24 protein-coding genes are annotated in these 20,244 nt (G+C 68.5%); 12 read left to right on the forward strand and 12 right to left on the reverse strand.

Annotated features, from left to right (window positions below; all coding sequences use genetic code 11):
• Nucleotides 1–3 precede the first annotated feature (3 nt).
• Nucleotides 4–837, forward strand: coding sequence for a helix-turn-helix domain-containing protein (locus VF557_19525; protein HEX8082407.1), 834 nt, complete (start codon nucleotides 4–6; stop codon nucleotides 835–837).
• A gap of 63 nt (nucleotides 838–900) precedes the next feature.
• On the opposite strand, the gene VF557_19530 is transcribed toward VF557_19525, so the two are convergent.
• Genes VF557_19530 through ald form a run of 3 tightly spaced genes read right to left on the reverse strand, consistent with a single transcriptional unit; the run spans nucleotide 901 to nucleotide 4,157 of the window.
• Nucleotides 901–1,590, reverse strand: coding sequence for a pyridoxamine 5'-phosphate oxidase family protein (locus VF557_19530; GenBank protein ID HEX8082408.1), 690 nt, complete (start codon nucleotides 1,588–1,590; stop codon nucleotides 901–903).
• Between the two features lie 57 nt (nucleotides 1,591–1,647).
• Nucleotides 1,648–3,045: an FAD-binding oxidoreductase gene (locus VF557_19535; protein ID HEX8082409.1), complete on the reverse strand. Its 1,398-nt coding sequence runs from the start codon at nucleotides 3,043–3,045 to the stop codon at nucleotides 1,648–1,650.
• The gene (gene ald / locus VF557_19540) at nucleotides 3,042–4,157 is read right to left on the reverse strand and encodes an alanine dehydrogenase (GenBank protein ID HEX8082410.1); all 1,116 of its coding nucleotides are present in this window, start codon (nucleotides 4,155–4,157) and stop codon (nucleotides 3,042–3,044) included. Before ald ends, VF557_19535 begins: the two co-directional genes overlap by 4 nt.
• Nucleotides 4,158–4,348: 191 nt before the next feature.
• Between ald and VF557_19545 the strand changes: the two genes are divergently transcribed.
• Nucleotides 4,349–4,915, forward strand: coding sequence for an Lrp/AsnC family transcriptional regulator (locus VF557_19545; GenBank protein HEX8082411.1), 567 nt, complete (start codon nucleotides 4,349–4,351; stop codon nucleotides 4,913–4,915).
• A gap of 25 nt (nucleotides 4,916–4,940) precedes the next feature.
• Here VF557_19545 and VF557_19550 read toward each other — a convergent pair whose 3' ends face one another.
• On the reverse strand, nucleotides 4,941–6,347 hold the full coding sequence (locus VF557_19550; GenBank protein HEX8082412.1) for an aspartate aminotransferase family protein: 1,407 nt from the start codon (nucleotides 6,345–6,347) through the stop codon (nucleotides 4,941–4,943).
• Entirely contained in the window at nucleotides 6,344–6,820 is a 477-nt protein-coding gene (locus VF557_19555; GenBank protein HEX8082413.1) for an Lrp/AsnC family transcriptional regulator, read from the reverse strand. Before VF557_19555 ends, VF557_19550 begins: the two co-directional genes overlap by 4 nt.
• Before the next feature lie 248 nt (nucleotides 6,821–7,068).
• Here VF557_19555 and VF557_19560 point away from each other — a divergent pair, with 248 nt between their 5' ends.
• The 7 genes from VF557_19560 to VF557_19590 all read left to right on the forward strand — a co-directional run bounded on the left by VF557_19560 (nucleotide 7,069) and on the right by VF557_19590 (nucleotide 13,944).
• Nucleotides 7,069–8,289, forward strand: a complete 1,221-nt coding sequence (locus VF557_19560; protein ID HEX8082414.1) for a spermidine/putrescine ABC transporter substrate-binding protein — start codon at nucleotides 7,069–7,071, stop codon at nucleotides 8,287–8,289.
• The gene (locus VF557_19565; protein HEX8082415.1) at nucleotides 8,282–9,490 is read left to right on the forward strand and encodes an ABC transporter ATP-binding protein; all 1,209 of its coding nucleotides are present in this window, start codon (nucleotides 8,282–8,284) and stop codon (nucleotides 9,488–9,490) included. Before VF557_19560 ends, VF557_19565 begins: the two co-directional genes overlap by 8 nt.
• Nucleotides 9,487–10,434, forward strand: coding sequence for an ABC transporter permease (locus tag VF557_19570; protein ID HEX8082416.1), 948 nt, complete (start codon nucleotides 9,487–9,489; stop codon nucleotides 10,432–10,434). Before VF557_19565 ends, VF557_19570 begins: the two co-directional genes overlap by 4 nt.
• Nucleotides 10,434–11,312 carry an ABC transporter permease gene (locus tag VF557_19575; GenBank protein ID HEX8082417.1) on the forward strand — a complete coding sequence of 293 codons (879 nt, stop codon included), beginning with the start codon at nucleotides 10,434–10,436 and terminating at the stop codon, nucleotides 11,310–11,312. Before VF557_19570 ends, VF557_19575 begins: the two co-directional genes overlap by 1 nt.
• Before the next feature lie 37 nt (nucleotides 11,313–11,349).
• Entirely contained in the window at nucleotides 11,350–12,366 is a 1,017-nt protein-coding gene (gene speB, locus VF557_19580) for an agmatinase (protein HEX8082418.1), read from the forward strand.
• A gap of 4 nt (nucleotides 12,367–12,370) precedes the next feature.
• On the forward strand, nucleotides 12,371–13,591 hold the full coding sequence (locus VF557_19585; protein HEX8082419.1) for a saccharopine dehydrogenase C-terminal domain-containing protein: 1,221 nt from the start codon (nucleotides 12,371–12,373) through the stop codon (nucleotides 13,589–13,591).
• A 71-nt stretch (nucleotides 13,592–13,662) separates the two neighbouring features.
• Nucleotides 13,663–13,944 carry a hypothetical protein gene (locus VF557_19590; protein ID HEX8082420.1) on the forward strand — a complete coding sequence of 94 codons (282 nt, stop codon included), beginning with the start codon at nucleotides 13,663–13,665 and terminating at the stop codon, nucleotides 13,942–13,944.
• Here the strand turns inward: VF557_19590 and VF557_19595 are convergent.
• From VF557_19595 to VF557_19615, 5 genes are all read right to left on the reverse strand, one after another.
• Complete coding sequence (locus VF557_19595) at nucleotides 13,941–14,228, reverse strand: DUF3892 domain-containing protein (GenBank protein HEX8082421.1); 288 nt, start codon at nucleotides 14,226–14,228, stop codon at nucleotides 13,941–13,943. The genes VF557_19590 and VF557_19595 overlap by 4 nt on opposite strands.
• 43 nt (nucleotides 14,229–14,271) lie before the next feature.
• Complete coding sequence (locus VF557_19600) at nucleotides 14,272–15,264, reverse strand: IS1595 family transposase (GenBank protein ID HEX8082422.1); 993 nt, start codon at nucleotides 15,262–15,264, stop codon at nucleotides 14,272–14,274.
• A 128-nt stretch (nucleotides 15,265–15,392) separates the two neighbouring features.
• Complete coding sequence (locus VF557_19605) at nucleotides 15,393–15,992, reverse strand: hypothetical protein (protein ID HEX8082423.1); 600 nt, start codon at nucleotides 15,990–15,992, stop codon at nucleotides 15,393–15,395.
• Between the two features lie 76 nt (nucleotides 15,993–16,068).
• Nucleotides 16,069–16,464 carry a hypothetical protein gene (locus tag VF557_19610; GenBank protein ID HEX8082424.1) on the reverse strand — a complete coding sequence of 132 codons (396 nt, stop codon included), beginning with the start codon at nucleotides 16,462–16,464 and terminating at the stop codon, nucleotides 16,069–16,071.
• Between the two features lie 508 nt (nucleotides 16,465–16,972).
• Entirely contained in the window at nucleotides 16,973–17,128 is a 156-nt protein-coding gene (locus VF557_19615) for a hypothetical protein (protein HEX8082425.1), read from the reverse strand.
• A 221-nt stretch (nucleotides 17,129–17,349) separates the two neighbouring features.
• On the opposite strand from VF557_19615, the gene VF557_19620 reads away from it, so the two are divergent.
• Nucleotides 17,350–17,856, forward strand: a complete 507-nt coding sequence (locus VF557_19620; protein ID HEX8082426.1) for a hypothetical protein — start codon at nucleotides 17,350–17,352, stop codon at nucleotides 17,854–17,856.
• A gap of 125 nt (nucleotides 17,857–17,981) precedes the next feature.
• On the opposite strand, the gene VF557_19625 is transcribed toward VF557_19620, so the two are convergent.
• Nucleotides 17,982–18,218 carry a hypothetical protein gene (locus tag VF557_19625; protein HEX8082427.1) on the reverse strand — a complete coding sequence of 79 codons (237 nt, stop codon included), beginning with the start codon at nucleotides 18,216–18,218 and terminating at the stop codon, nucleotides 17,982–17,984.
• A gap of 84 nt (nucleotides 18,219–18,302) precedes the next feature.
• Here VF557_19625 and VF557_19630 point away from each other — a divergent pair, with 84 nt between their 5' ends.
• Entirely contained in the window at nucleotides 18,303–18,614 is a 312-nt protein-coding gene (locus VF557_19630; GenBank protein ID HEX8082428.1) for a contact-dependent growth inhibition system immunity protein, read from the forward strand.
• Between the two features lie 28 nt (nucleotides 18,615–18,642).
• Here VF557_19630 and VF557_19635 read toward each other — a convergent pair whose 3' ends face one another.
• The gene (locus VF557_19635; GenBank protein HEX8082429.1) at nucleotides 18,643–18,912 is read right to left on the reverse strand and encodes a DUF2631 domain-containing protein; all 270 of its coding nucleotides are present in this window, start codon (nucleotides 18,910–18,912) and stop codon (nucleotides 18,643–18,645) included.
• Between the two features lie 119 nt (nucleotides 18,913–19,031).
• Here VF557_19635 and dxr point away from each other — a divergent pair, with 119 nt between their 5' ends.
• Nucleotides 19,032–20,231 (forward strand): 1-deoxy-D-xylulose-5-phosphate reductoisomerase, encoded by a 1,200-nt coding sequence (gene dxr / locus VF557_19640; GenBank protein ID HEX8082430.1) that lies wholly within the window; start codon nucleotides 19,032–19,034, stop codon nucleotides 20,229–20,231.
• Nucleotides 20,232–20,244: the final 13 nt, after the last annotated feature.

Raw genomic sequence — 20,244 nt, forward strand, 5'->3', positions numbered from 1 at the left:
CTCATGGCAGATCCGAACACCCATGTTCACGGCCTCGTGCAGCTCGGGATGACGCGCTACGAGGCGAAGGCTTACCTGACCCTGATCCAGCGGGAGAGTTACGCCGCGTCCGAGCTGGCCAACGAGGCCGGCATCCCACGCCAGCGCATCTACGACGTGCTCAACAGCCTGGTCTCGCGGGGGCTGGCCCGGGACTGGCCCGGACCGGTCACCAGGTACGCGGCCACCGACCCCGAGGCCGCCGTCGAGCGGCTGCTGGCAGTGCAACGCCAGGCCCTGGCCGGCCTGGAGTCGCATTCCACGAGCCTGGCCACCCACCTGCGCGACACCTGGTCCGCCGGCCGTCAGGAGACCGCGCCACTGGACTACGTCGAGGTGCTGCGCGACCCGGGCATGGTCGGCGCCCGGTTCCGCGACCTGCAGCGTGAGGCGGAACGGTCGCTGCTGACGTTCTCCAAGTCCCCGTACGCGATGCCGAACAACCCGCTGGGCCTGGAAGCGACCCGCCGGATCGTGCAGGCCGGCGGGGACGTCCGCTGCATCTACGAGCCGAGCATCCTGGACAACCCCGAGGTGGTCGCCGAGATCCTGGAGTTCATCAAGGCCGGCGAGGGGGCCCGGGTCGCCGAAGAGGTGCCGATGAAGCTGTGCCTGGCCGACGGGCACCGGGCGCTGTTCTCACTGACCGACCCGATCGCGGGCGCGCTGACCTCGACCAACATCCTGGTCGAGCACGCGGCGCTGACCAGCAGCCTGCAGTGCGCCTTCGAGTCGATCTGGGCGATCGGAGAACCGTTCGAGGTCGCCCTGGAACGCCGCACCCGGTCCTCGGCCTAGCCGTCCGTCGCCGCTTGCCCGGCACCGCCCTGACCGACCGTCCGTCCGGCTGCTCTAGCTGTCTTAGCTGTCCGGCTGCAGCATCCGGCGCACCGAGGGCGGCACCTCGATCCCCGGACGCAGGTCCGGGGCGTCCAGCGCCGCGGTGTAGCGGCTGACCAGGGGCAGGATCCCGGCCCAGGCCGGCCCGGCCACGTCCTCGGCCAGGTCGTCGGGCTGGTCGTCGGAGACCTTGAGGCTCCAGTCCTCGACAGCCATCCGCAGCACCAGGGTGGCGGCCAGCTCCTTGGCGCTCGGCCGGCGCACCTCGGCGACCCGGCCCGGGATCAGCGCGTCGGTGAGCAGGTCCAGGGCGCTGACCTTGTCCTCGCCCTGCAGCGCGACGCAGCGGCCGAACAGCACCGCGCTGCGGTAATGCATCGAGGACTCGAAAGCGGACCTGGCCACCAGCATGCCGTCGAGCGCGGTCACCGCCAGCGACACCGGGATGCCGGTGGCCAGCAGCCGCAACCACCGCGAGCCGGTCGAGCCGTGCAGCAGCACGTCCGGGCCGTCCGGGCTGATCGCGATCGGCAGCACGAACGGCTGGCCGTCCTCGGTGACGAAGCCGACGTGCCCGACCGGGACGTCGGCGAGCAGCCGCGCCAGCTTGGCCTGATCGGCGCCGACCCGGTCTGCCATCCGGCTCGGCCGCACCCGCTCAGGACGGCTGCCTGCCGCAGGCTCCTGGCCGTTCTCGCTGGGCCGGCTCATCGGTCCTCCTCGTTCTTCGCGCGAACGCTCACATGCTTGTCCATCGGCGATGCTCCCTCATCGGCCGAGCACCCGGTTCACGATGGCGGCCAGCCGCGACGGCCGGCCGTAGCGGTCCTCGGCCCGATCGGCCCAGCTCATCGCTCGCAGGCTGGCATTGGCGCCCAGCCAGCGCAACGGCTCGGGTTCCCAGGCTCGTGAGCGGTGACCCACCCACGGCAGGCTGGTCAGGTCGGTGTCGCGCCCCAGCGCCAGGTCGGCCAGGGTCCGGCCGGCCAGGTTGGTCGCGGCCACCCCGTCCCCGGCGTAGCCGCCGGCCCAGCCCAGGCCGGTCGAGCGGTCCAACCCGACCGAGGGATGCCAGTCCCGGGTGATGCCCAGCGGCCCGCCCCAGCTGTGGCTGATCGGCGCGTCCGCGGCGGCCGGCAGCAGCTGGGCGAGGGTGGAGCGCAGCGCGGCGAAGACCGCCGGCACCCGGTCATAGCCGGGCGAGATCCGGGACCCGAAGTGGTAGGGGGCGCCCCGGCCGCCGAACAGCAGCCGGTCATCGGCGCCGCGCTGGCCGTAGATGATCAGGTGGCGAAAGTCGGCGAAGGTCTCGCGGGCCGCCAGCCCGAGCTGGTCCCAGCTGCTGCGGGGCAGCGGCTCGGTGGCGATCATCAGCGAGTACACCGGCGCGACGCTACGCCGGTGCCCGGGCAGCCGGGCAGTGAATCCCTCGGTCGCCCGGACGATCAGCTCGGCGCGCAGGTCGCCGTGCACGGTGCGGACCCGGCCGGCCTCGATGCTCAGCGCGGCGGTCTGCTCGTACAGGCTCACGCCCAGCTCCACCACCCGGCGGGCCAGCGAGCGGACCAGCTTCGCCGGGTGCAGCGCCGCGCAGTGCGGGGTGTGGACGCCGCCCAGCACCGAGCTGGCGGCCAGCCGTCGCGAGGCGGCCCGGGCGTCGAGCAGTTCGACGTCCTCGGGGCCGAAGCCGAACGCCCTGGCCTGCTCGACCTCCTCGACGGCCCGGCGCAGCTGCGGCTGGTTGCGGGCCAGGGTGACGGTGCCACCGGCCGCCCAGTCAGCGGCCAGGCTGTCGGCTTCGATGACCCTGCCGACCTCGGCGACGGTTGCCTGCATGGCGCGGTACTGCCGGATCGCGGCGTCGCGGCCGTGCTCGCGGGCCAGCCGGGGAAGCGACACCGGGTAGAGCGCCGAGCACCAGCCGCCGTTGCGTCCGGAGGCCCCGAACCCGGCCACCTCCGCCTCGACGATGGCGATCCGCAGCGACGGGTCGGCCCGCGCGAGGTAGTACGCCGTCCACAGCCCGGTGTAGCCGGCGCCCACGATCGCGACGTCGACGCTGCGCTCACCCGGGCCGGCGGTGGCCAGCGACGGGCGAGGGATCAGCTCGTCGCCGGCCGTGGCATGCCAGAACGACAGGCCGCGATAACCGGTGGCTGAGGTTATGCGAGCACCTCGTCGATGGGACGGCTGTCATAGCCCAGCGCCTCGCCGACGTGGGGGTTGGTGAGCTCACCGGCGTGGGTGCTGAGCCCCAGGGCCAGGGCCGCGTCCGAGCGCAGCGCGTCTCGCCAGCCGAGGTTGGCCAGCTCCACCGCGTAGGGCAGCGTGACGTTGGTGAGGGCGTAGGTCGAGGTGTGCGGAACGGCGCCGGGCATGTTGGCCACGCAGTAGAACACCGAGTCGTGCACGGCGTAGGTCGGTTCGGCGTGGGTGGTGGGCCGGGAGTCCTCGAAGCAACCGCCCTGGTCGATGGAGATGTCGACCAGCACCGAGCCGGGCTTCATCCGCGACACCAGGTCGTTGCTGATCAGCGTCGGGGCCTTGGCGCCCGGGATGAGCACCGCGCCGATCACCAGGTCGGCGTCCAGCACGGCCCGCTCGACCTCGTAGGCGTTGGAGGCGATGGTCTGGCAGTGCCCCCGATAGATGGCGTCCATCTGGCGCAGCCGGGCGACGTTGCGGTCCAGCAGCAGCACCTCGGCCTGCATGCCGAGCGCGATGGTGGCCGCGTTCTGGCCCGACACCCCGGCGCCGATCACCACGACCTTGGCCGCGTAGGTGCCGGGGACGCCGCCCATCAGCACCCCGCGCCCGCCACCGTGGCGCATCAGGTGGTACGAGCCGACCTGCGGCGCCAGCCGGCCGGCCACCTCTGACATGGGCGCCAGCAACGGCAGCGAGCCGTCGGGCAGCTGGACGGTCTCGTAGGCGATCGAGGTGGTGCCGGCCTTGAGCAACGCGTCGGTGCAGTCGCGCCCGGCGGCCAGGTGCAGGTAGGTGAACAGGACCTGGTCCGCGCGCATCCGGCCGTATTCCTCGGCGATCGGCTCCTTGACCTTGAGGATCAGGTCACCGGTGGCCCAGACGTCGTCCGGAGTCGGCAGGATCTGCGCGCCGGCCGCCACGAAGTCCCGGTCCGGGATCGAGGAGCCGATACCTGCCTCGGCCTCGATGTAGACCTCGTGGCCGTTGCGAACGAGCTCGTGGACGCCCGAGGGGGTGATCGCCACCCGGTACTCGTGGTTCTTGACCTCGCGGGGGATGCCGACCTTCATGACGTGTCCTCTTCCATCGACGTTGACAGCTGATGAGACGTGCGGACCGGACAACTCCGGGCAGGCTCTGAGTCGCAACTCCGGGCGGGCTCTGTTCGCCGCTTGAGCATATGGGATAGCTAACCCCACACAATGAAGGTTTGCATGCTGGATTACTAGTGCGCTGAAGCTAATTCTGTCAGAGTGCCTATATGACCACGTCAAGTTCGGAACGCTCCGGTCGGCCTGGCATTCCGCCGAACAGCATGCGGGAGCCCGGACGGGTTCGACGCGCCGGCGGTGGCGACCGGGACGCCGATCTGGTAACCGGTCTGGACCCGGTGGATCGCGCGATCCTGCGCGCGCTCACCGCCGATGCCCGGGTGCCGAACAACGCCCTGGCCGAACAGGTCGGGGTGGCGCCCTCGACCTGCCTGGGCCGGGTGCGGTCGCTGCGCGAGCGGGGCGTGATCCGCGGCTTTCACGCCGACATCGACCTGGCCGCGGTCGGCCGGGCCATCCAGGCGATGATCGCCGTCCGCATGCAGTCACACGCCCGCAGCCACATCGCCGAGTTCGCCGCGACGGTGTCGCAGCTGCCCGAGGTGCTCAACGTGTTCTTCCTGGCCGGCGCCGATGACTTCCTGCTGCACGTGGCGGCCCGCGACACCGAGAACCTGCGCAACTTCGTCGTCGTCAACCTCAGCGGCAACCCCGACGTCGCCCTGACCGAGACCAACCTGATCTTCGAGCACATCCGCTCCGGCGCCGGCTACTGAGCGCCGGCAGCCGGCCCGGCAGCGGCTAGATCTTGTTGGCGCCCTCGGTCAGCACCGCGCGCAGGATCTGCTCGATCTCGTCGAACTCGGCCTGGCCGCAGATCAGCGGCGGCGACAGCTGGATGACCGGGTCGCCCCGGTCATCGGCGCGGCAGTACAGCCCGGCCTCGAACAGCGCCTTGGACAGGAAGCCGCGCAGCAGCCGCTCGGCCTCGTCGTCGTTGAAGGTCTCCTTGGTGGCCTTGTCCTTGACCAGCTCGATCCCGTAGAAGTACCCGTCGCCCCGGACGTCGCCCACGATCGGCAGGTCCGTCAGCTTCTCCAGCGTCGAGCGGAAGGCGTTCTCGTTGTCCAGCACCCGCTGGTTGAGGCCCTCCCGCTCGAAGATGTCGAGGTTGGCCAGCGCGACCGCCGAGGACACCGGGTGGCCGCCGAAGGTGTAGCCGTGCGGGAAGTAGGTGGTGCCCTCCAGGAACGGCTCGACCAGCCGGTCGGAGATGATGCAAGCCCCCAGCGGGGAGTAACCCGAGGTCATGCCCTTGGCGCAGGTGATCATGTCGGGCACGTAGTCGAACTTGTCGCAGCCGAACATCGGGCCGAGCCGGCCGAAGGCGCAGATCACCTCGTCGGAGACCAGCAGCACGTCGTGCCTGTCGCAGATCTCGCGGACCCGCTGGAAGTACCCCGGCGGCGGCGGGAAGCAGCCGCCGGAGTTCTGCACCGGCTCCAGGAAGACCGCCGCGACCGACTCCGGGCCCTCCATCAGGATGGCGGCCTCGATCTGGTCCGCGGCCCACCGGCCGAACATCTTCAGGTCATCGCCATAGACAGGCGCCCGGTAGAAGTTGGTGTTGGCGGCCTTGTGCGCGCCCGGCACCAGCGGCTCGAACATCGTCTTGGCCGCGGGGATGCCGGTGATCGACAGGGCGCCCTGCGGGGTGCCGTGGTAGGCGACGTAGCGCGAGATCACCTTGTGCTTCTCGGGCTTTCCGGTGAGCTTGAAGTACTGCTTGGCCAGCTTCCAGGCCGTCTCGATCGCCTCGCCGCCACCGGTGGTGAAGAAGACCCGGTTCAGGTCGCCCGGGGTGTGGGAGGCCAGCCGCTCGGCCAGCTCGATGGCCTTGGGATGGGCGTAGGACCAGATCGGGAAGTAGGCCAGCTCGCTGGCCTGCTTGGCTGCGGCCTCGGCCAGCTCGCGCCGGCCGTGCCCGGCCTGCACGGTGAACAGTCCGGCCAGCCCGTCCAGGTAACGCCGGCCCTGGATGTCATAGACGTAGGCGCCCTCACCCCGCTCGATGATCGGCACCGGCGAGTCCTGGTAGGAGGACAGCCTGGTGAAGTGCATCCAGAGGTGGTCCCGCGCCGAGGCGGAGAGCCGCTCGGCCTGCTGGCTGTCGTAGTCGGTGCTCGGTTCGAAGCTGCTGGCTGTCATGCGATACCCCAGTTGTAGGTTTGTTTCTTTAGTTTCAGGTACATGAATGTCTCGGTGCGGCGGACGCCGGCGAGCTTTCGGATCCGCTCGTTGATCAGCTCCAGCAGGTGGTCGTCGTCCACCACCACCGCCTCGGCGAGAATGTCGAACGAGCCTGCCGTCAGCACCACGTACACCAGCTCGGGAATCTCGGCCAGGGCCGAGGCCGCGCTCTCGAGGTCGCCCTCGATGTTGATCCCGATCATCAGCTGGCGGGCGAAGCCGATCTGCTGCGGATCGGCCACCGCCACGATCTGCACGGTGCCGGACTCGATCAGCTTCTGGACCCGCTGCCGGACCGCCGCCTCGGACAATCCGACCGCCTTGCCGATGCTGGCGTAGGGCCGGCGCCCGTCCTGCTGCAGTTGCTCGACGATGGCCTTGGACGTGTCATCCAACTGCGGGCGTACGGACTGGCGCCTGGAAACTGCCATGGAACGAATAGTGCAGGATAATCATACGGAATGCAAGTGAATCCGAAGCAGATCGACCTTAACAGTGGCTATATCGTGCGCTCCTAGCTACCCAGGCCCGCTGAAACCCCGCTGACCGGTCGCCGGATCGTCACGGAATTGCTGGCCCGGCCCGCGGCGAAGATGTGACCATCCGTGGCTAGCATGGCCTAGATCCGGTGCCGCCAGCCAGGCGTGTCGCACCCGATCGCCGACGAGGGAGACTTCCGATGACCGACCACCCTTCCGAGCGGGATCACGCGTGGGACCGGGCCTTCACCCGGGGACTGCTCAGCCGCCGGAGCATGCTCGCCGGAATCGGGGTCACCGGGCTGGCCAGCCTGCTCGCCGCCTGCGGCACCGAGGGCACCGCCACCAAGGCCGACCCGTCCTCGCAGGCGGCGGCGGACCGCTCGGACACCGAGAAGATCGTCAGCTGGTCCAACTGGCCGGAGTACATCGACGTCGATGACGACACCCAGGCCCGCCCCAGCCTGGATGCGTTCACCAAGCAGACCGGCATCAAGGTCACCTACACCGAGGACTACAACGACAACGACGAGTTCTTCGCCAAGGTGCAGCCGCAGCTGCGCGCCAACGCCGACACCGGCCGCGACCTCTGGTGCTCCACCGACTGGATGGTGGCCAAGCTGATCCGGCTGAACTGGGTGCAGCAGCTGGACAAGGCCAACATCCCCAACGTCAAGAACATCCAGGACACCCTGTCCGACGTCGAGTTCGATCCGGGACGCAAGTTCTCGCTGCCCTGGCAGTCCGGCTTCACCGGCATCGGCTACAACCCCAAGGCCACCGGCGGCAAGAAGATCGAGACGATCGAGCAGCTGCTCACCGACAAGGCGCTCAAGGGCAAGGTCACCCTGCTGACCGAGATGCGCGACACCGTCGGCATGACCCTGCTGGCGATGGGCAAGGACCCCGCCGATTTCACCGACGCCGACTTCGACGCGGCCATCCAGCAACTGACCGACGCCAAGGACAGCGGCCAGCTCAAGGGCTTCACCGGCAACGAGTACGGCAAGGGCCTGGCCTCCGGCGACATCGCCGCGTGCCTGGCCTGGACCGGTGACGTGGTGCAGCTCAAGGCCGACAACCCGAGCCTGGGCTACGCGCTGCCCTCTGCCGGGCACATGATCTGGTCGGACAACTTCGTGATCCCCAACAAGGCCAAGCACAAGAAGAACGCCGAGACCCTGATCAACTACTTCTACGACCCGAAGGTCATGGCGCAGGTGGTCGGCTACGTCAACTACATCTCGGTGATCAAAGGCGCCCAGGAGATCCTGGTGGCCGAGGACCCGGACGTCGCCAACAACCCGCTGATCTTCCCCTCCGAGGAGGTGCTGGGCCGGGCCCACGTCTTCCGCGGGCTCAGCGAGGACGAGGAGACCAGGTACAACAAGGCGTTTCAGGCCCTGACCACCGGTGGCTGAGCTGTTGCCGCAGGACTCCGGTGACCTGACGCTCACCTCGCTCACCAAGCGGTTCGGGCAGTTCACCGCCGTGGACTCCCTGGATCTGACAATCGCGCAGGGCTCGTTCTTCGCCCTGCTCGGCCCGTCCGGCTGCGGCAAGACCACCACCCTGCGGATGGTCGCCGGGCTGGAGCCGCCGACCCACGGTGAGATCCGGATCGGCAGCCGTGACATCACTTACGACAAGGCCTACCGGCGCCCGGTCAACACCGTGTTCCAGAGTTACGCGCTGTTCCCGCACCTGAGCGTCTGGGAGAACGTGGCGTTCGGGCTGAAGCGGCGGCGCTCGGCGCAGGTGGACAAGCAGGTCGCCGACGTGCTGGAGCTCACCGAGCTGCAGGCGCTGGCCGGCCGCAAGCCCGCGCAGCTGTCCGGTGGCCAGCAGCAGCGGGTGGCCCTGGCCCGGGCCATCGTCAACAGGCCGGCGGTGCTGCTGCTCGACGAGCCGCTGGGCGCCCTGGACCTGAAACTGCGCCGGCAGATGCAGGTGGAACTCAAACGGATCCAGACCGAGGTCGGGCTGACCTTCGTGCACGTCACCCACGACCAGGAAGAGGCCATGACGATGGCCGACACCATCGCGGTGATGAACGCCGGACGGATCGAGCAGCTCGGCGCGCCGGCCGACCTCTACGAGAACCCGGCCACCACGTTCGCGGCGAACTTCCTGGGCCAGTCCAACCTGATCCGGGCCACCGTCGAGCAGCGGCAGTCGGACTCGGTGACGGTGGCGCTGCCCCGCGGGACGGTGCGGGTGCCGGCCGGGCGGCTGCCCGGCGGGGTCGACGAGGTCTGGGTCGGCGTCCGTCCCGAGAAGATCTCGGTGCACGGCGAGACCGTGGACGGAAAGACCGTGGGCGGAAAGACCGGGTTCGGCCAGACAGCGCACGACGGAACCGGGCAGCCGGTCGCCGGGCTGAACCGCATCGAGGGCGCCGTCGTCACCGACGCCAGCTTCATGGGCGTCAGCACCCAGTACCTGGTTCGCACGCCCTGGGACCAGCAGCTGATGGTGTTCGAGCAGAACCGGGGCAACGCCGGCATCCACCGGCCCGGCGACCGGGTCAGCCTGAGCTTCGCCGCCGAGCACACCTTCGCCCTGGACGCCAACCAGGACAGCGCGGCCGGCATCGACCTCGACGGCGAGGCGCCCGGATGACCAGCGGCGCCCAGTCCAGCGGCGTTCAGGCAGTTCTCGAGCAGCCCGGCGGCGCGCGACCCGGCGCCGGCCGACCGCGCCGCCGGGTCGCCGGCGTGCCGTACTTCCTGCTGCTGCCGGGGCTGCTGTGGCTCGCGGTGTTCTTCGTGGTCCCGATGATCTTCCTGCTGTCCCAGTCGCTGCAGACCGGCAGCCTGGAGACCGGCTACCGGCTGACCTTCCGCTTCGCCACCTACACCGACGCGCTCTCGGACTTCTACCGGCAGTTCTTTCGCTCGTTCCTCTACGCCTTCCTGGCCACCGTGCTGGCGCTGCTGATCGGCTACCCGCTGGCCTATGCCATCGCGCTGAAGTCCGGCCGCTGGAAGGCGCTGCTGCTGGTGATAGTGGTGGCCCCGTTCTTCACCAGCTTCCTGCTGCGCACGCTGGCCTGGCAGACCATCCTGAACTCCGACGGCCTGGTGATGAAGTTCTTCCGCGGCACCCACCTGATCGAGCTGACCAGCGCGCTGGGCTGGACCAACGGCAGCCAGTTGCTGAGCTCGCCGCTGGCGGTGGTGACGGGACTGACCTACAACTTCCTGCCGTTCATGATCCTGCCGCTGTTCGCCAGCCTCGACCGGCTGGACCCGCGGCTGCTGGAGGCAGCCGGTGATCTGTACGCCACGCCGTTCACCGCCTTTCGCCGGGTCACGCTGCCGATGTCGATGCCCGGCGTGGTCGCGGGGACGCTGCTGACCTTCATCCCGGCGGCCGGGGACTACATCAACTCCCGGCTGCTGGGCAATCCCAACACCGCGATGATCGGCCAGGTGATCGAGGGCTATTTCCTGCGCATCAACGACTACCCGACCGCTGCCGCGCTGTCGTTCGCGCTGATGCTGACCATCCTGGTGCTGGTCTCGGTCTACATCCGCAAGTCCGGAACCGAGGAGCTGGTCTGATGGTCGAGACCCTGCCCCGGAGCCGGCCGGCCGGCCGCGCCGGCAAGCAAGGAGCCCCCGCCCGCCGCCGCAGGTCGCCCTGGGCGGTGCTGCGCGAGAACCTCGTCTGGGTGGCGGCGGTGCTGGCGCTTATCTACCTGCTGCTGCCCAACCTGGTGGTGGTGCTGTTCTCCTTCAACAAGCCCAACGGCCGTTTCAACTACACCTGGCAGCGGTTCTCCCTCGACGCCTGGCGTGATCCGTGCGGGGCGCCGGGGATGTGCGAGTCGCTGAGCCTGTCGCTCAAGATCGGGCTGGCGGCCACGCTGGTCTCGACGCTGTTCGGGACGATGATCGCCTTCGCGCTGGCCAGGTACCGCTTCCGTGGCCGCACCGGGTCCAACCTGCTGATCTTCCTGCCGATGGCCACCCCCGAGGTGGTGATGGGCTCGTCGTTGCTGACGCTGTTCGTCAGCACCGGCATCCCGCTGGGCCGGACCACCATCCTGATTGCGCACATCATGTTCTGCCTCAGCTACGTGGTGGTGACCGTCAAGGCGCGGCTGGCCGGCCTGGACCCGCGGCTGGAACAGGCGGCCGCGGACCTGTACGCCAACGAGCTGCAGACCTTCCGCCGGATCACGCTGCCGCTGGCCGCGCCCGGCATCGCCGCCGGGGCGCTGCTGGCGTTCTCGCTGTCCTTCGACGACTACATCATCACCAACTTCAACGCCTCCAACGCCTCGATCACGTTCCCGATGTACGTCTGGGGCGCGGCGGCGCGCGGAACGCCGGTGCAGATCAACGTGATCGGAACGGCGATGTTCCTGCTGGCGGTGGTCGCGGTGGCGATCGGCCAGCTGGCCGGGCGCACCCGCACCCGCGTCCGCACCCGCTGAAGTAATCCACCCGCACACGCTGGTCACTGGAGGAAGCATGGCGCGCTACGGCGCACAGTTCGGCCCCGACATCACCTTTCTGGGCGTGCCCCGATGTGACTGGGCCGACCCGGCCAGCTACTCCGACGCCGACGTGGTGATCCTGGGGGCCCCGTTCGACGGTGGCACCTCGCACCGCGCGGGCACCCGGTTCGGGCCGCAGTTCATCCGGCAGAGCTGCTACCTGGCACACGACGGCAGCCGGCCGTCGCTGGCGATGCGGGTGGACGGACTGAGGGACGACCTGGTGGTCTATGACGCCGGGGACGTGGAGCTGTTCTCCGGCGACGCCGAGCGCTCGGTGCGGGACCTGCAGGTCGCGGTGCACGCGGTGACCGCCACCGGGGCGATCCCGCTCATCCTGGGCGGCGATCACACCATCGCCTGGCCGGACGCGGCCGGCGTCGCCCAGCACCTGGGCCAGGGCCGGGTGTCGATGATCCACTTCGACGCGCACGCCGACACCGGCGACATCGAGTTCGGCTCGCTGATCGGGCACGGCCAGCCGATGCGCCGGCTGATCGAGTCCGGCGCCGTGCGCGGTGACCGGTTCCTGCAGATCGGGCTGCGTGGCTACTGGCCGCCGCCGGAGACGCTGGACTGGATGGCCGGGCAGGGCATGCGCTCCTACGAGATGACCGAGATCACCGCCCGGGGCCTGGAAGCCTGCCTGACCGAGTCGTTCCAGATCGCCATGGACGAGTGCGACGGGGTGTTCCTGTCGGTCGACATCGACGTCTGCGACCCCGGGCACGCGCCGGGAACCGGCACCCCCGAGCCTGGCGGCCTGACCGCTCGGCAGCTGCTCGACGCGGTCCGCCGGATCTGTTACGAGCTGCCGGTCGTGGGCATCGACCTGGTCGAGGTGTCACCGCCCTACGACCATGCCGACATCACCTCCTTCCTGGCCAACCGGGTGGTGCTGGAGTCGCTGTCGGCGATCGCCCGGCGTCGCAAGGACGCGGCCCAGGGCACCCGCTGGGATCCGTCCCAACCCTTGCTGGACGGCCGGTGATCGCGTGCGGCTGCTGATCCTGGGGGCCGGCGGGGTCGGCTCGGCGGTGGTCAAGATCGCGGCCAGGCGGCCGTTCTTCGAGCACGTGCTGCTGGCCGACTACGACCTCGGACGCGCCCAACGCGCCGCGGCCGCCACCGGTGACCCGCGGCTGGCGGCGGCCCGGCTGGACGCCTCGGACGAGGCGGCGATCAGCCGGCTGCTCACCGAGCACCGGATCGACGCGGTGCTGGGCGCGACCGACCCGCGGTTCACCATGCCGATCTTCCGGGCGGCGCTGGCGGCCGGCGCGCACTACCTGGACATGGCGATGTCGCTGTCACGCCCGCATCCGCAGGACCCGTTCTCCCAGACCGGTGTCAAGCTGGGTGACGAGCAGTTCGCGATGGCGGCGGACTGGGAGCGGGCCGGCCGGCTCGCCCTGGTCGGCATGGGCGTGGAGCCCGGCCTGTCCGACGTGCTGGCCCGCTACGCCAGTGACCACCTGTTCTCAGAGATCGACTACCTGGGCGTGCGCGACGGCGCGAACCTGGAGGTGCTGGACGAGGCCGGCCAGCCGATGTTCGCGCCGACCTTCTCGATCTGGACCACCATCGAGGAGTGCCTGAACCCGCCGGTGATCTATCAGGCCGGCCGCGGCTGGTACACCACCGAGCCGTTCAGCGAGCCCGAGGTCTTCGACTTCCCGGAGGGGATCGGCCCGGTGGAGTGCGTCAACGTCGAGCACGAAGAGGTGCTGTTGATGCCTCGCTGGCTCAAGGCCGGCCGGGTCGACTTCAAGTACGGCTTGGGCGCGGAGTTCATCGGGGTGCTGCGCACGCTGCACCAGCTCGGGCTGGACTCCGTGGTCCCGGTGCGGGTGGGCCAGGCCATGGTCAGCCCGCGCGACGTGGTGGCCGCCGTCCTGCCGGATCCGGCCCAGCTTGGAGACCGGATGCGCGGCAAGACCTGCGCCGGGGTGTGGGTGCGCGGCCGGGGCCTGGACGGCCGGCCCCGCTCGAGCTACCTCTACCACGTGGTGGACAACGACTGGTCGATGGCCGAGTACGGCTGCCAGGCGGTGCTGTGGCAGACCGCGGTCAACCCGGTGGTGGCCCTGGAGTTGATCGCCGGCGGCGTCTGGTCCGGGGCCGGCGTCCTCGGCCCGGAGGCCTTCGACGCGGTGCCGTTCCTGGACCTGCTGGCCGGGGACTACCAGTCGCCCTGGGGCATCCGCGAACTCTGACCTGGCCAGCGTGAGCTGTGGATAACTGGCGCTATGCGGGATGACGGACCCAAGGGTGAGGGGCGGCGGCTGTGGGCGTTGAGATAATTGGGCCGTTCAAGTCACACGCGGTGGTGGTGAACGGGTACCGGGTGCCTTACTTGGATGCCTGCCCGACCGAGGGCGGCAAGGTGCTATTGACTCTCGACAACCGCTACATGATCGAGGTTCCAGTGAGCGACCTGGACTGGCTGGTCCAGTTCATCGCCAATTGCTTGGCAGTCGGCGCGGGGTATACCTGCCATCCCGGGACAGAAGGTGCGCCGGAACCAATCCGGCGAACCGGCTACGGCCGGATGGTCGAACTCGGCTAGACGGTGCAGTTGCCAAGGTTGTCCAGGTTGTTGTTCCAGTACTTGTCGGCGTGAGAGCGCAGCGTAGGACGCCCGCACTGGGTGCAGTCGAACTTGGCGACAGTCGCGTAGTCACCGGCGTCGGAACTGCCAGTGTGGAAGTAGTGCCCTGCGTCGATCAGCGCGTAGACCTCAGCGACGGTTGGGCGGCTGTAGTAGGTGCCGTCACCGACGCCGAGCCCCACATGGGTGATGTGGCCGTGGTCGCTTTCCTGGTTGGTGCAAACGATTTCATAGTCAGTCATCGTGTCCCCCGATGTTTATGGCGACGGTCACGTTAACACCCGGCTAGAAGTCCACTTTGGCAGGCACCGGCTTGTACGGCAGTCGCCGTCCGGCGACGTTGCTGAGCACCAGGCGCATCCGGTCTGAGTCGGTGGCCTTGCAGTGGGTGTAGAGGAAGTCGAACTGGTGCAGGTAGCGCTGTAGGTGCTCCACGCTGACGTGGTGATGGGTGCCGTCCAGGGACCGCTTGAGCTGGGAGAAGTAGCCCTCGTTGAGGTTGGTGGACACGTTGCCGCGTGCGTACTCCCCGGCTGAGTGGTTGACGTACTCATGGGCGGCGAACTCGCGCGCGATCTGCTGGTAGGCGCGGGCGGAGTCGGTGTGCAGATGGGTCCGCTTGGGGTCCATCACTGCGCGGATGGCTGGCAGCAGGGACTTGGCGGTCACGTCGGCCACCACCCGCGAGTAAGCCGAGCGGGTTTCGTAGTGCACCAGCGACACCACCGGCTGCTTGTCGCTGGTGCCGTAGGCGCGGGGCCGCTCGCGGGGATCGTTGCGGTGCCGGTTCTTCGGCTCGCCACCGATCCACGTTTCATCGACCTGGACCGCGCCGCCGAGCAGGCCGGCCGGCGGGCCGAACTTCGTGGCCTCCCGGATGCGGTGCAGCATGTGCCAAGCGGTTTCGTTGGTGACCTCGTACTTGCGGGAGATCTCCCACGCGCTGATCGAGTTCTTCGACGCGGAGAACTCAAAGATCACCAGCAGCCACGTCCGGATGCTGATCTTCGTGCCGTGAAAGATGGTGTCGGTCAGCACGCTGTACTTGCGGCGGCAGTGCCCGCACTTCCAGATCCGGCGTTCGGTCGGCCTGCCGGTGCGGGTCTTACGGAGATGGCGGTTGGCGGGGTTCAGGAAGAACTGACGGCCGACCGCGCCACACTTCGGGCACGCCTCCGGGCCCTCGCCGCCCCACCTCAACCGCTCCAGCAGCAGGTAGGCGTCTGTCTCGGTCCGCAGCATCCCGGCGAGCTTCGGGATGCTAAACTCCTGTTTCATAAAGGGGATTTTGCCCTATACCCCCGACAGTTTTACGGCCGGCGAAGGTCATCGACTCTGGGCTCGCAGAGTTGGCCTGCGGCCCTCAAAGACTTCTCCGAATTGTTCAAAGCTCTCAGATCGCTGCGCTACGGTCGTCGAAACGGAGCGCCGTGGCCGACTAGCACGGGGCTCAAGCGCCGCTGTGTACGCAGTTCTTTCGACATCGAAACCGCAGCTTCCCCGTAGCCCTGTACGAGTTCCTGAGTCTTCGTTTCCGATCGTCGAAGTACAAACGAACTCAGTTTGATAAGCGTAGCTAGTAGCCAGCCACTAGGCGAGCTAGTCAATAAGTAGCGGCGCATGGATGCCTGGAAACGCGCGTCTAAGTCGTGGATGATCCTACGCTCATTTGGTGACAGTGCGGCGACGCTCGGGTACAAACGTTGACCTTGCTCCTCGGCGAAAACGCCATGGCGGGCCAAGTACTTGGCCGCGATGGCAGCACGTAGTATCGAGTAGCTTCCTGCGTGCATCGCCGCCAGATCACAACGGCGAATAAAGGCGTCGATACACGCTCCGTGTTCGATCTCGCCGTCGAGAAGCAAATCTTCAGCGCTATCCTTCAGGGCGGAGAGCTGGTTTTGAAACCCGACTTTTGCGATCGCCGGGACCTGGTAGAGGGTGATGAAGACGAGGCCGATCACAGTGCCGGCCAAGCTTACGAACATCGCGAACTGGTCAGGCATCATATCGCTTCGCCCCCCTTATCTGCAGATACCATACCGCAACCCTGCTCGTAAAGCTAACGCTGATCACACGCAGTCACCGGCTGGACCCCCTCCGCGCCTTGCGTGGCTTGGCACCAGAGCGTTGCAATCGCCGCTGCAGATCTTCATTGCGTCGCCTCAGACGCTCGTTGTCGCTCTTGTGCCGCCTGCCCCACATAAACGTACCCACATTGGTCAGAGCCAATGTTGCGCTGAAAGTGAACGAAACGTTAGCGCTGAATGAGGTTGACTTGCCGGACACGGCCTCCGCAAGCGGCACCATTGCCCAGTGGATGAACCAGCCAGCCGCGAAGATGACCCCGATCCACAACACGAAGGTAACGACTCGATCTAGGATGCGGAGCCCGAACATCACCCGAAGGCGTGGAGCAGGCGGCACCTCGGGATCAGCGAGATCCGAACCGGAGTCCTCGTCGTCAGGTTCTGTCACTTCCCCGTCCTCCGTATGCGCCTTTAGGGCGGCCTACCGCATACTGCCTGTGCAATCGCGCAGGTGCGCCGTTGAGGTATGAAGTGTGACACTGTAGCGCGACGGGGCCACACGCCCCCCGCACAACGCAGCGCAACGCGCGATTTCGTGCGACCAAACTGGTGGTGCGGGCCGACGGAGAACCTGATTCCCCGGAGCCGACAGGGGTTTCTCACCATTTGCCAATAGTGAGGGATCGGATCAGTTGTCGCAAGTAGGATGGTTTGGACGCCTTCCGGTGCTGAGGTACCAGTGGGGCTACTGGTGCCACTGGATGCGCCCGTACCCCGAGGCGGGACCGTCGTCTTCGGTCGGTTGCAGTGCGGCATCGCCATGCTGGGTCGCGTGGTATGACTGGAACACCTAGGACGCCGCAAGCGCCCGATTGGGCCGCGTCGGGAGGACACCCTGCGCCGAGTTCGGTGGCCATTCGGACGAGCCAGCTTGTCACCTCCCCCGGTTCTGCCCCTCAGTCGTCGCCTTCGTCCCGGTCGTGGTCGGGGTCTGGCGGGGGTGGGGTGGCGGTGCGGACCCGCGCCGCGTCCTCCGGTGTCAGGCGCAGCAGCGCGGTCAGGAAGTCGATCGGGCTGACCTCGCTGGTTGCCTTGTCGTCGGCGTTGCTCATACCGCCGTGCCTCCGCTTCGGACGTGTCCGTCTGGCACAGACATTACCCCCTCCCAGTCCTGTCGTAGGTGTCCTCTACCGTCACGCCGAGTGAGTTGGAAGGGGGAGGACGGGCCTAGCGGACGGGCTAGGAGCACAACCCATTGAGGCGGCCCCGGCCGGTGCGGCAAACACCGACCAGGGCCTTGATCGCACTACCTACCGGAATAGGAGTACGACCCATGCAGCACAGTAACGGCACCACCGGCCCGACCCCGCCCGAGCCGGGCGACACCCCGGACGGCTGGCAGCCGACACCCGAGCAGCCCTGGCGGCCCGTCCTCGACGGCGAGGACGGCGACAGCTACCAGTTCGACTACGGCGCGGACTGGTGCGTTGACCGGGCCAGCCACCCGCAGTTCCACGGCGGCTATCCCTCCCCGAACCATCACCGCACCGAATGCCGGTCCTACGACGGGTTCTTCGGGGCGCTGTCCGAGGACGGCGGGCCGGGCTACTTCTCGGCCTACCTAGTGCGCCCGTTCCGGTTCGGCCAGCTCGGGCACACACCCGATCAGACCCGGATGGCGATTGAGTTCGAGCCCGCCGAGGACGACGGCGGGCAGGCGTTCCGGTGCACCTTGCATCCGTCCATGATCCGCAACTTGGCCGCGTACCTCACGCACACGGCCGACGTTGACGAAGGCTGGCGACCGCCGCGCCACATGCAGCACTCGCTGACCGACTAGTCCAAGGTCGCCTCACTGGACGGCAGGCGGGGAGCAACCCGCCCGGCTGCCGTCCAGCTTGGGGACCTTGGGTCCGTCATCCCGCATAGCGCCGGATAACTCCACGCATGAGCCCAACCGATTGCCTAGCGTGCTGCGGCATGCGGACGCGAGGGCTTCGAACCGCTGACCGCGTCATCCACCTCGTTCCCGGCGGCGGATTGATGGCCCACGAAGGGCTCGACGGCGGCCACACCCTGGCCAAGCACGTCGGCAAGAGCGAGGAGTTCCTCCGCGACCGACTCGCCGCCGAACCAGGCATCAAGGCGGCATCCACGTTCCATGATCGGCAGACGGCCCGAGAGTGCCTTGTCCGGATTCATTCAAGCCACTGGAATACGCTTGGTGCTCAGACGAAGCCCGATGACAGGAATCGGTTTCCGTATCCACACTGCGATGGTGACCCGATGAAGCAGTACCCAGCCCTGGAGCAATTGCTAGGGGGTTACCTGCACGAGGATTGGGCTGATGATTATGCAGATTTTTCGCAGGCTATCGATGCCTTCGTCGAGCACCAGCCAAGTTACGCTCCCGCCGCGCCGGGCGAGATAACCCAGCTTCTCGGCGAATGCGACTCCGACGCGGTCTTGGAACAGCGCCTGGATGATCTGGGCCTCGTCTACTACCCTCCCGGCCTCGGTTGGAGCTCATACCGCAGCTGGATGCTCGCCGTCGCCAACCGGCTTGAGGAAGCGCTTCGCACATCTCCCGCCGCCTGACGGGCCAGGGCGAGGAATGAGCAGAAGCTCAACGGCGCCACTGGGTGCGCCGGCGCCGGAGGTCCCAGATCAGGCCCCAGGCCAGTACGGCCATCATGGCGATCAGCGCCACGTCGCCGGTGTCGTTGTAATGGGTCGTGGTGAGCAGGGTGCCGAGGATCAGGAAGGTGATCCAGCCGCCGACCTGGCGTCCGGTGACGAACTCGTGGTGCCAGCCCCAGTCTTCGGGGCGCTCGTGCTCCTCGGTCCGCGCGTGCTCGACGTCGGTGCCGGCGATGGGGTTGGACTCGGTTGCCACGTTCGATCACTCCTGTAACGGCGGTTCGGCGCGGTGTGCTCTTCCATCATTCTGGCACCTGGGCCGCGACTGGGGATGTCGGCGCCCCACGGCTTGCGCGGGTCGGTGAGAATGGCGCGATGAGCACTCCAGCCGGCCAGCGCCGCATCGTCCTGCTCGGCTCGACCGGCTCGATCGGTACCCAGGCCCTGGACGTGATCTCACGTGCCGGTGACCGGTTCTCGGTCACGGCCATCTGCGCCGGTGGCGCCAACCTGGAGCTGCTCGCCGAGCAGGCGCTGCGCTGGCAGGTCGGCTATGTCGGCGTCAGCACCGACGCCGCCGCGCGGGAGCTGACCGAGCGGCTGGCCGCCGGCCGGTCCGACGGTGAGCCGACGCCGCAGGTGCTCGCCGGCCCGGACGCCACAGCAGAGCTGGCCACCCTGGACTGCGACGTGGTGCTCAACGGCGTGGCCGGAGCGCAGGGGCTGCGGGCCACCCTGGCGGCGCTGCAGGCCGGCCGGACGGTCGCGCTGGCCAACAAGGAGTCCCTGATCGCCGGTGGGCCCCTGGTGCTGGCCGCCGCCGGGGCCGGCCAGCTTGTGCCGGTGGACTCCGAGCACTCGGCGCTGGCCCAGTGCCTGCGCTCGGGCAGCGCCGCCGAGGTGCGCCGGCTGGTGCTGACCGCCAGCGGCGGCCCGTTCCGGGGCTGCCGGCGCGAGGAGTTGACCGCGGTCACCCCGCGGCAGGCGCTGGCGCACCCGACCTGGGCGATGGGGCCGCTGATCACCACGAACTCGGCGACCCTGGTGAACAAGGGCCTGGAGCTGATCGAGGCCCAGCTGCTGTACGGGGTGGGCTATGACCGGATCGACGTCGTGGTGCACCCGCAGTCGATCGTGCACTCGATGGTCGAGTTCGTCGACGGGGCCACCCTGGCCCAGGCCAGCCCGCCGGACATGCGGTTGCCGATCGCGCTGGCGCTGGCCTGGCCCGACCGGGTCGAGGGCGCCGCGCCCGGGCTGGACTGGAGCCAGGCGCAGGCCTGGACCTTCGAGCCGGTGGACAACGAGGCCTTTCCGGCCATCGAGCTGGCGCGGGCGGCCGGCATCGCCGGCGGCTGCGCGCCGGCGGTCTACAACGCGGCGAACGAGGAGGCGGTGGCGGCCTTTCACAGCGGAGGCTGTGGTTTTCTCGGCATAGTCGACACCGTGCGGTTGGTGCTGGACCGCTGGCTGGCCGACGAGCACGCCGCGGCCGGGGATCCGCGTGACATCGCCGACGTCGAACAGGCGCAGCACTGGGCGCGGCGGCAGGTGGCAGCGACGCTGGGCGGCTGAGGGGCTCGATCCA

Source organism: Jatrophihabitans sp. (assembly GCA_036389035.1).
Classification (GTDB): domain Bacteria; phylum Actinomycetota; class Actinomycetes; order Mycobacteriales; family Jatrophihabitantaceae; genus Jatrophihabitans_A.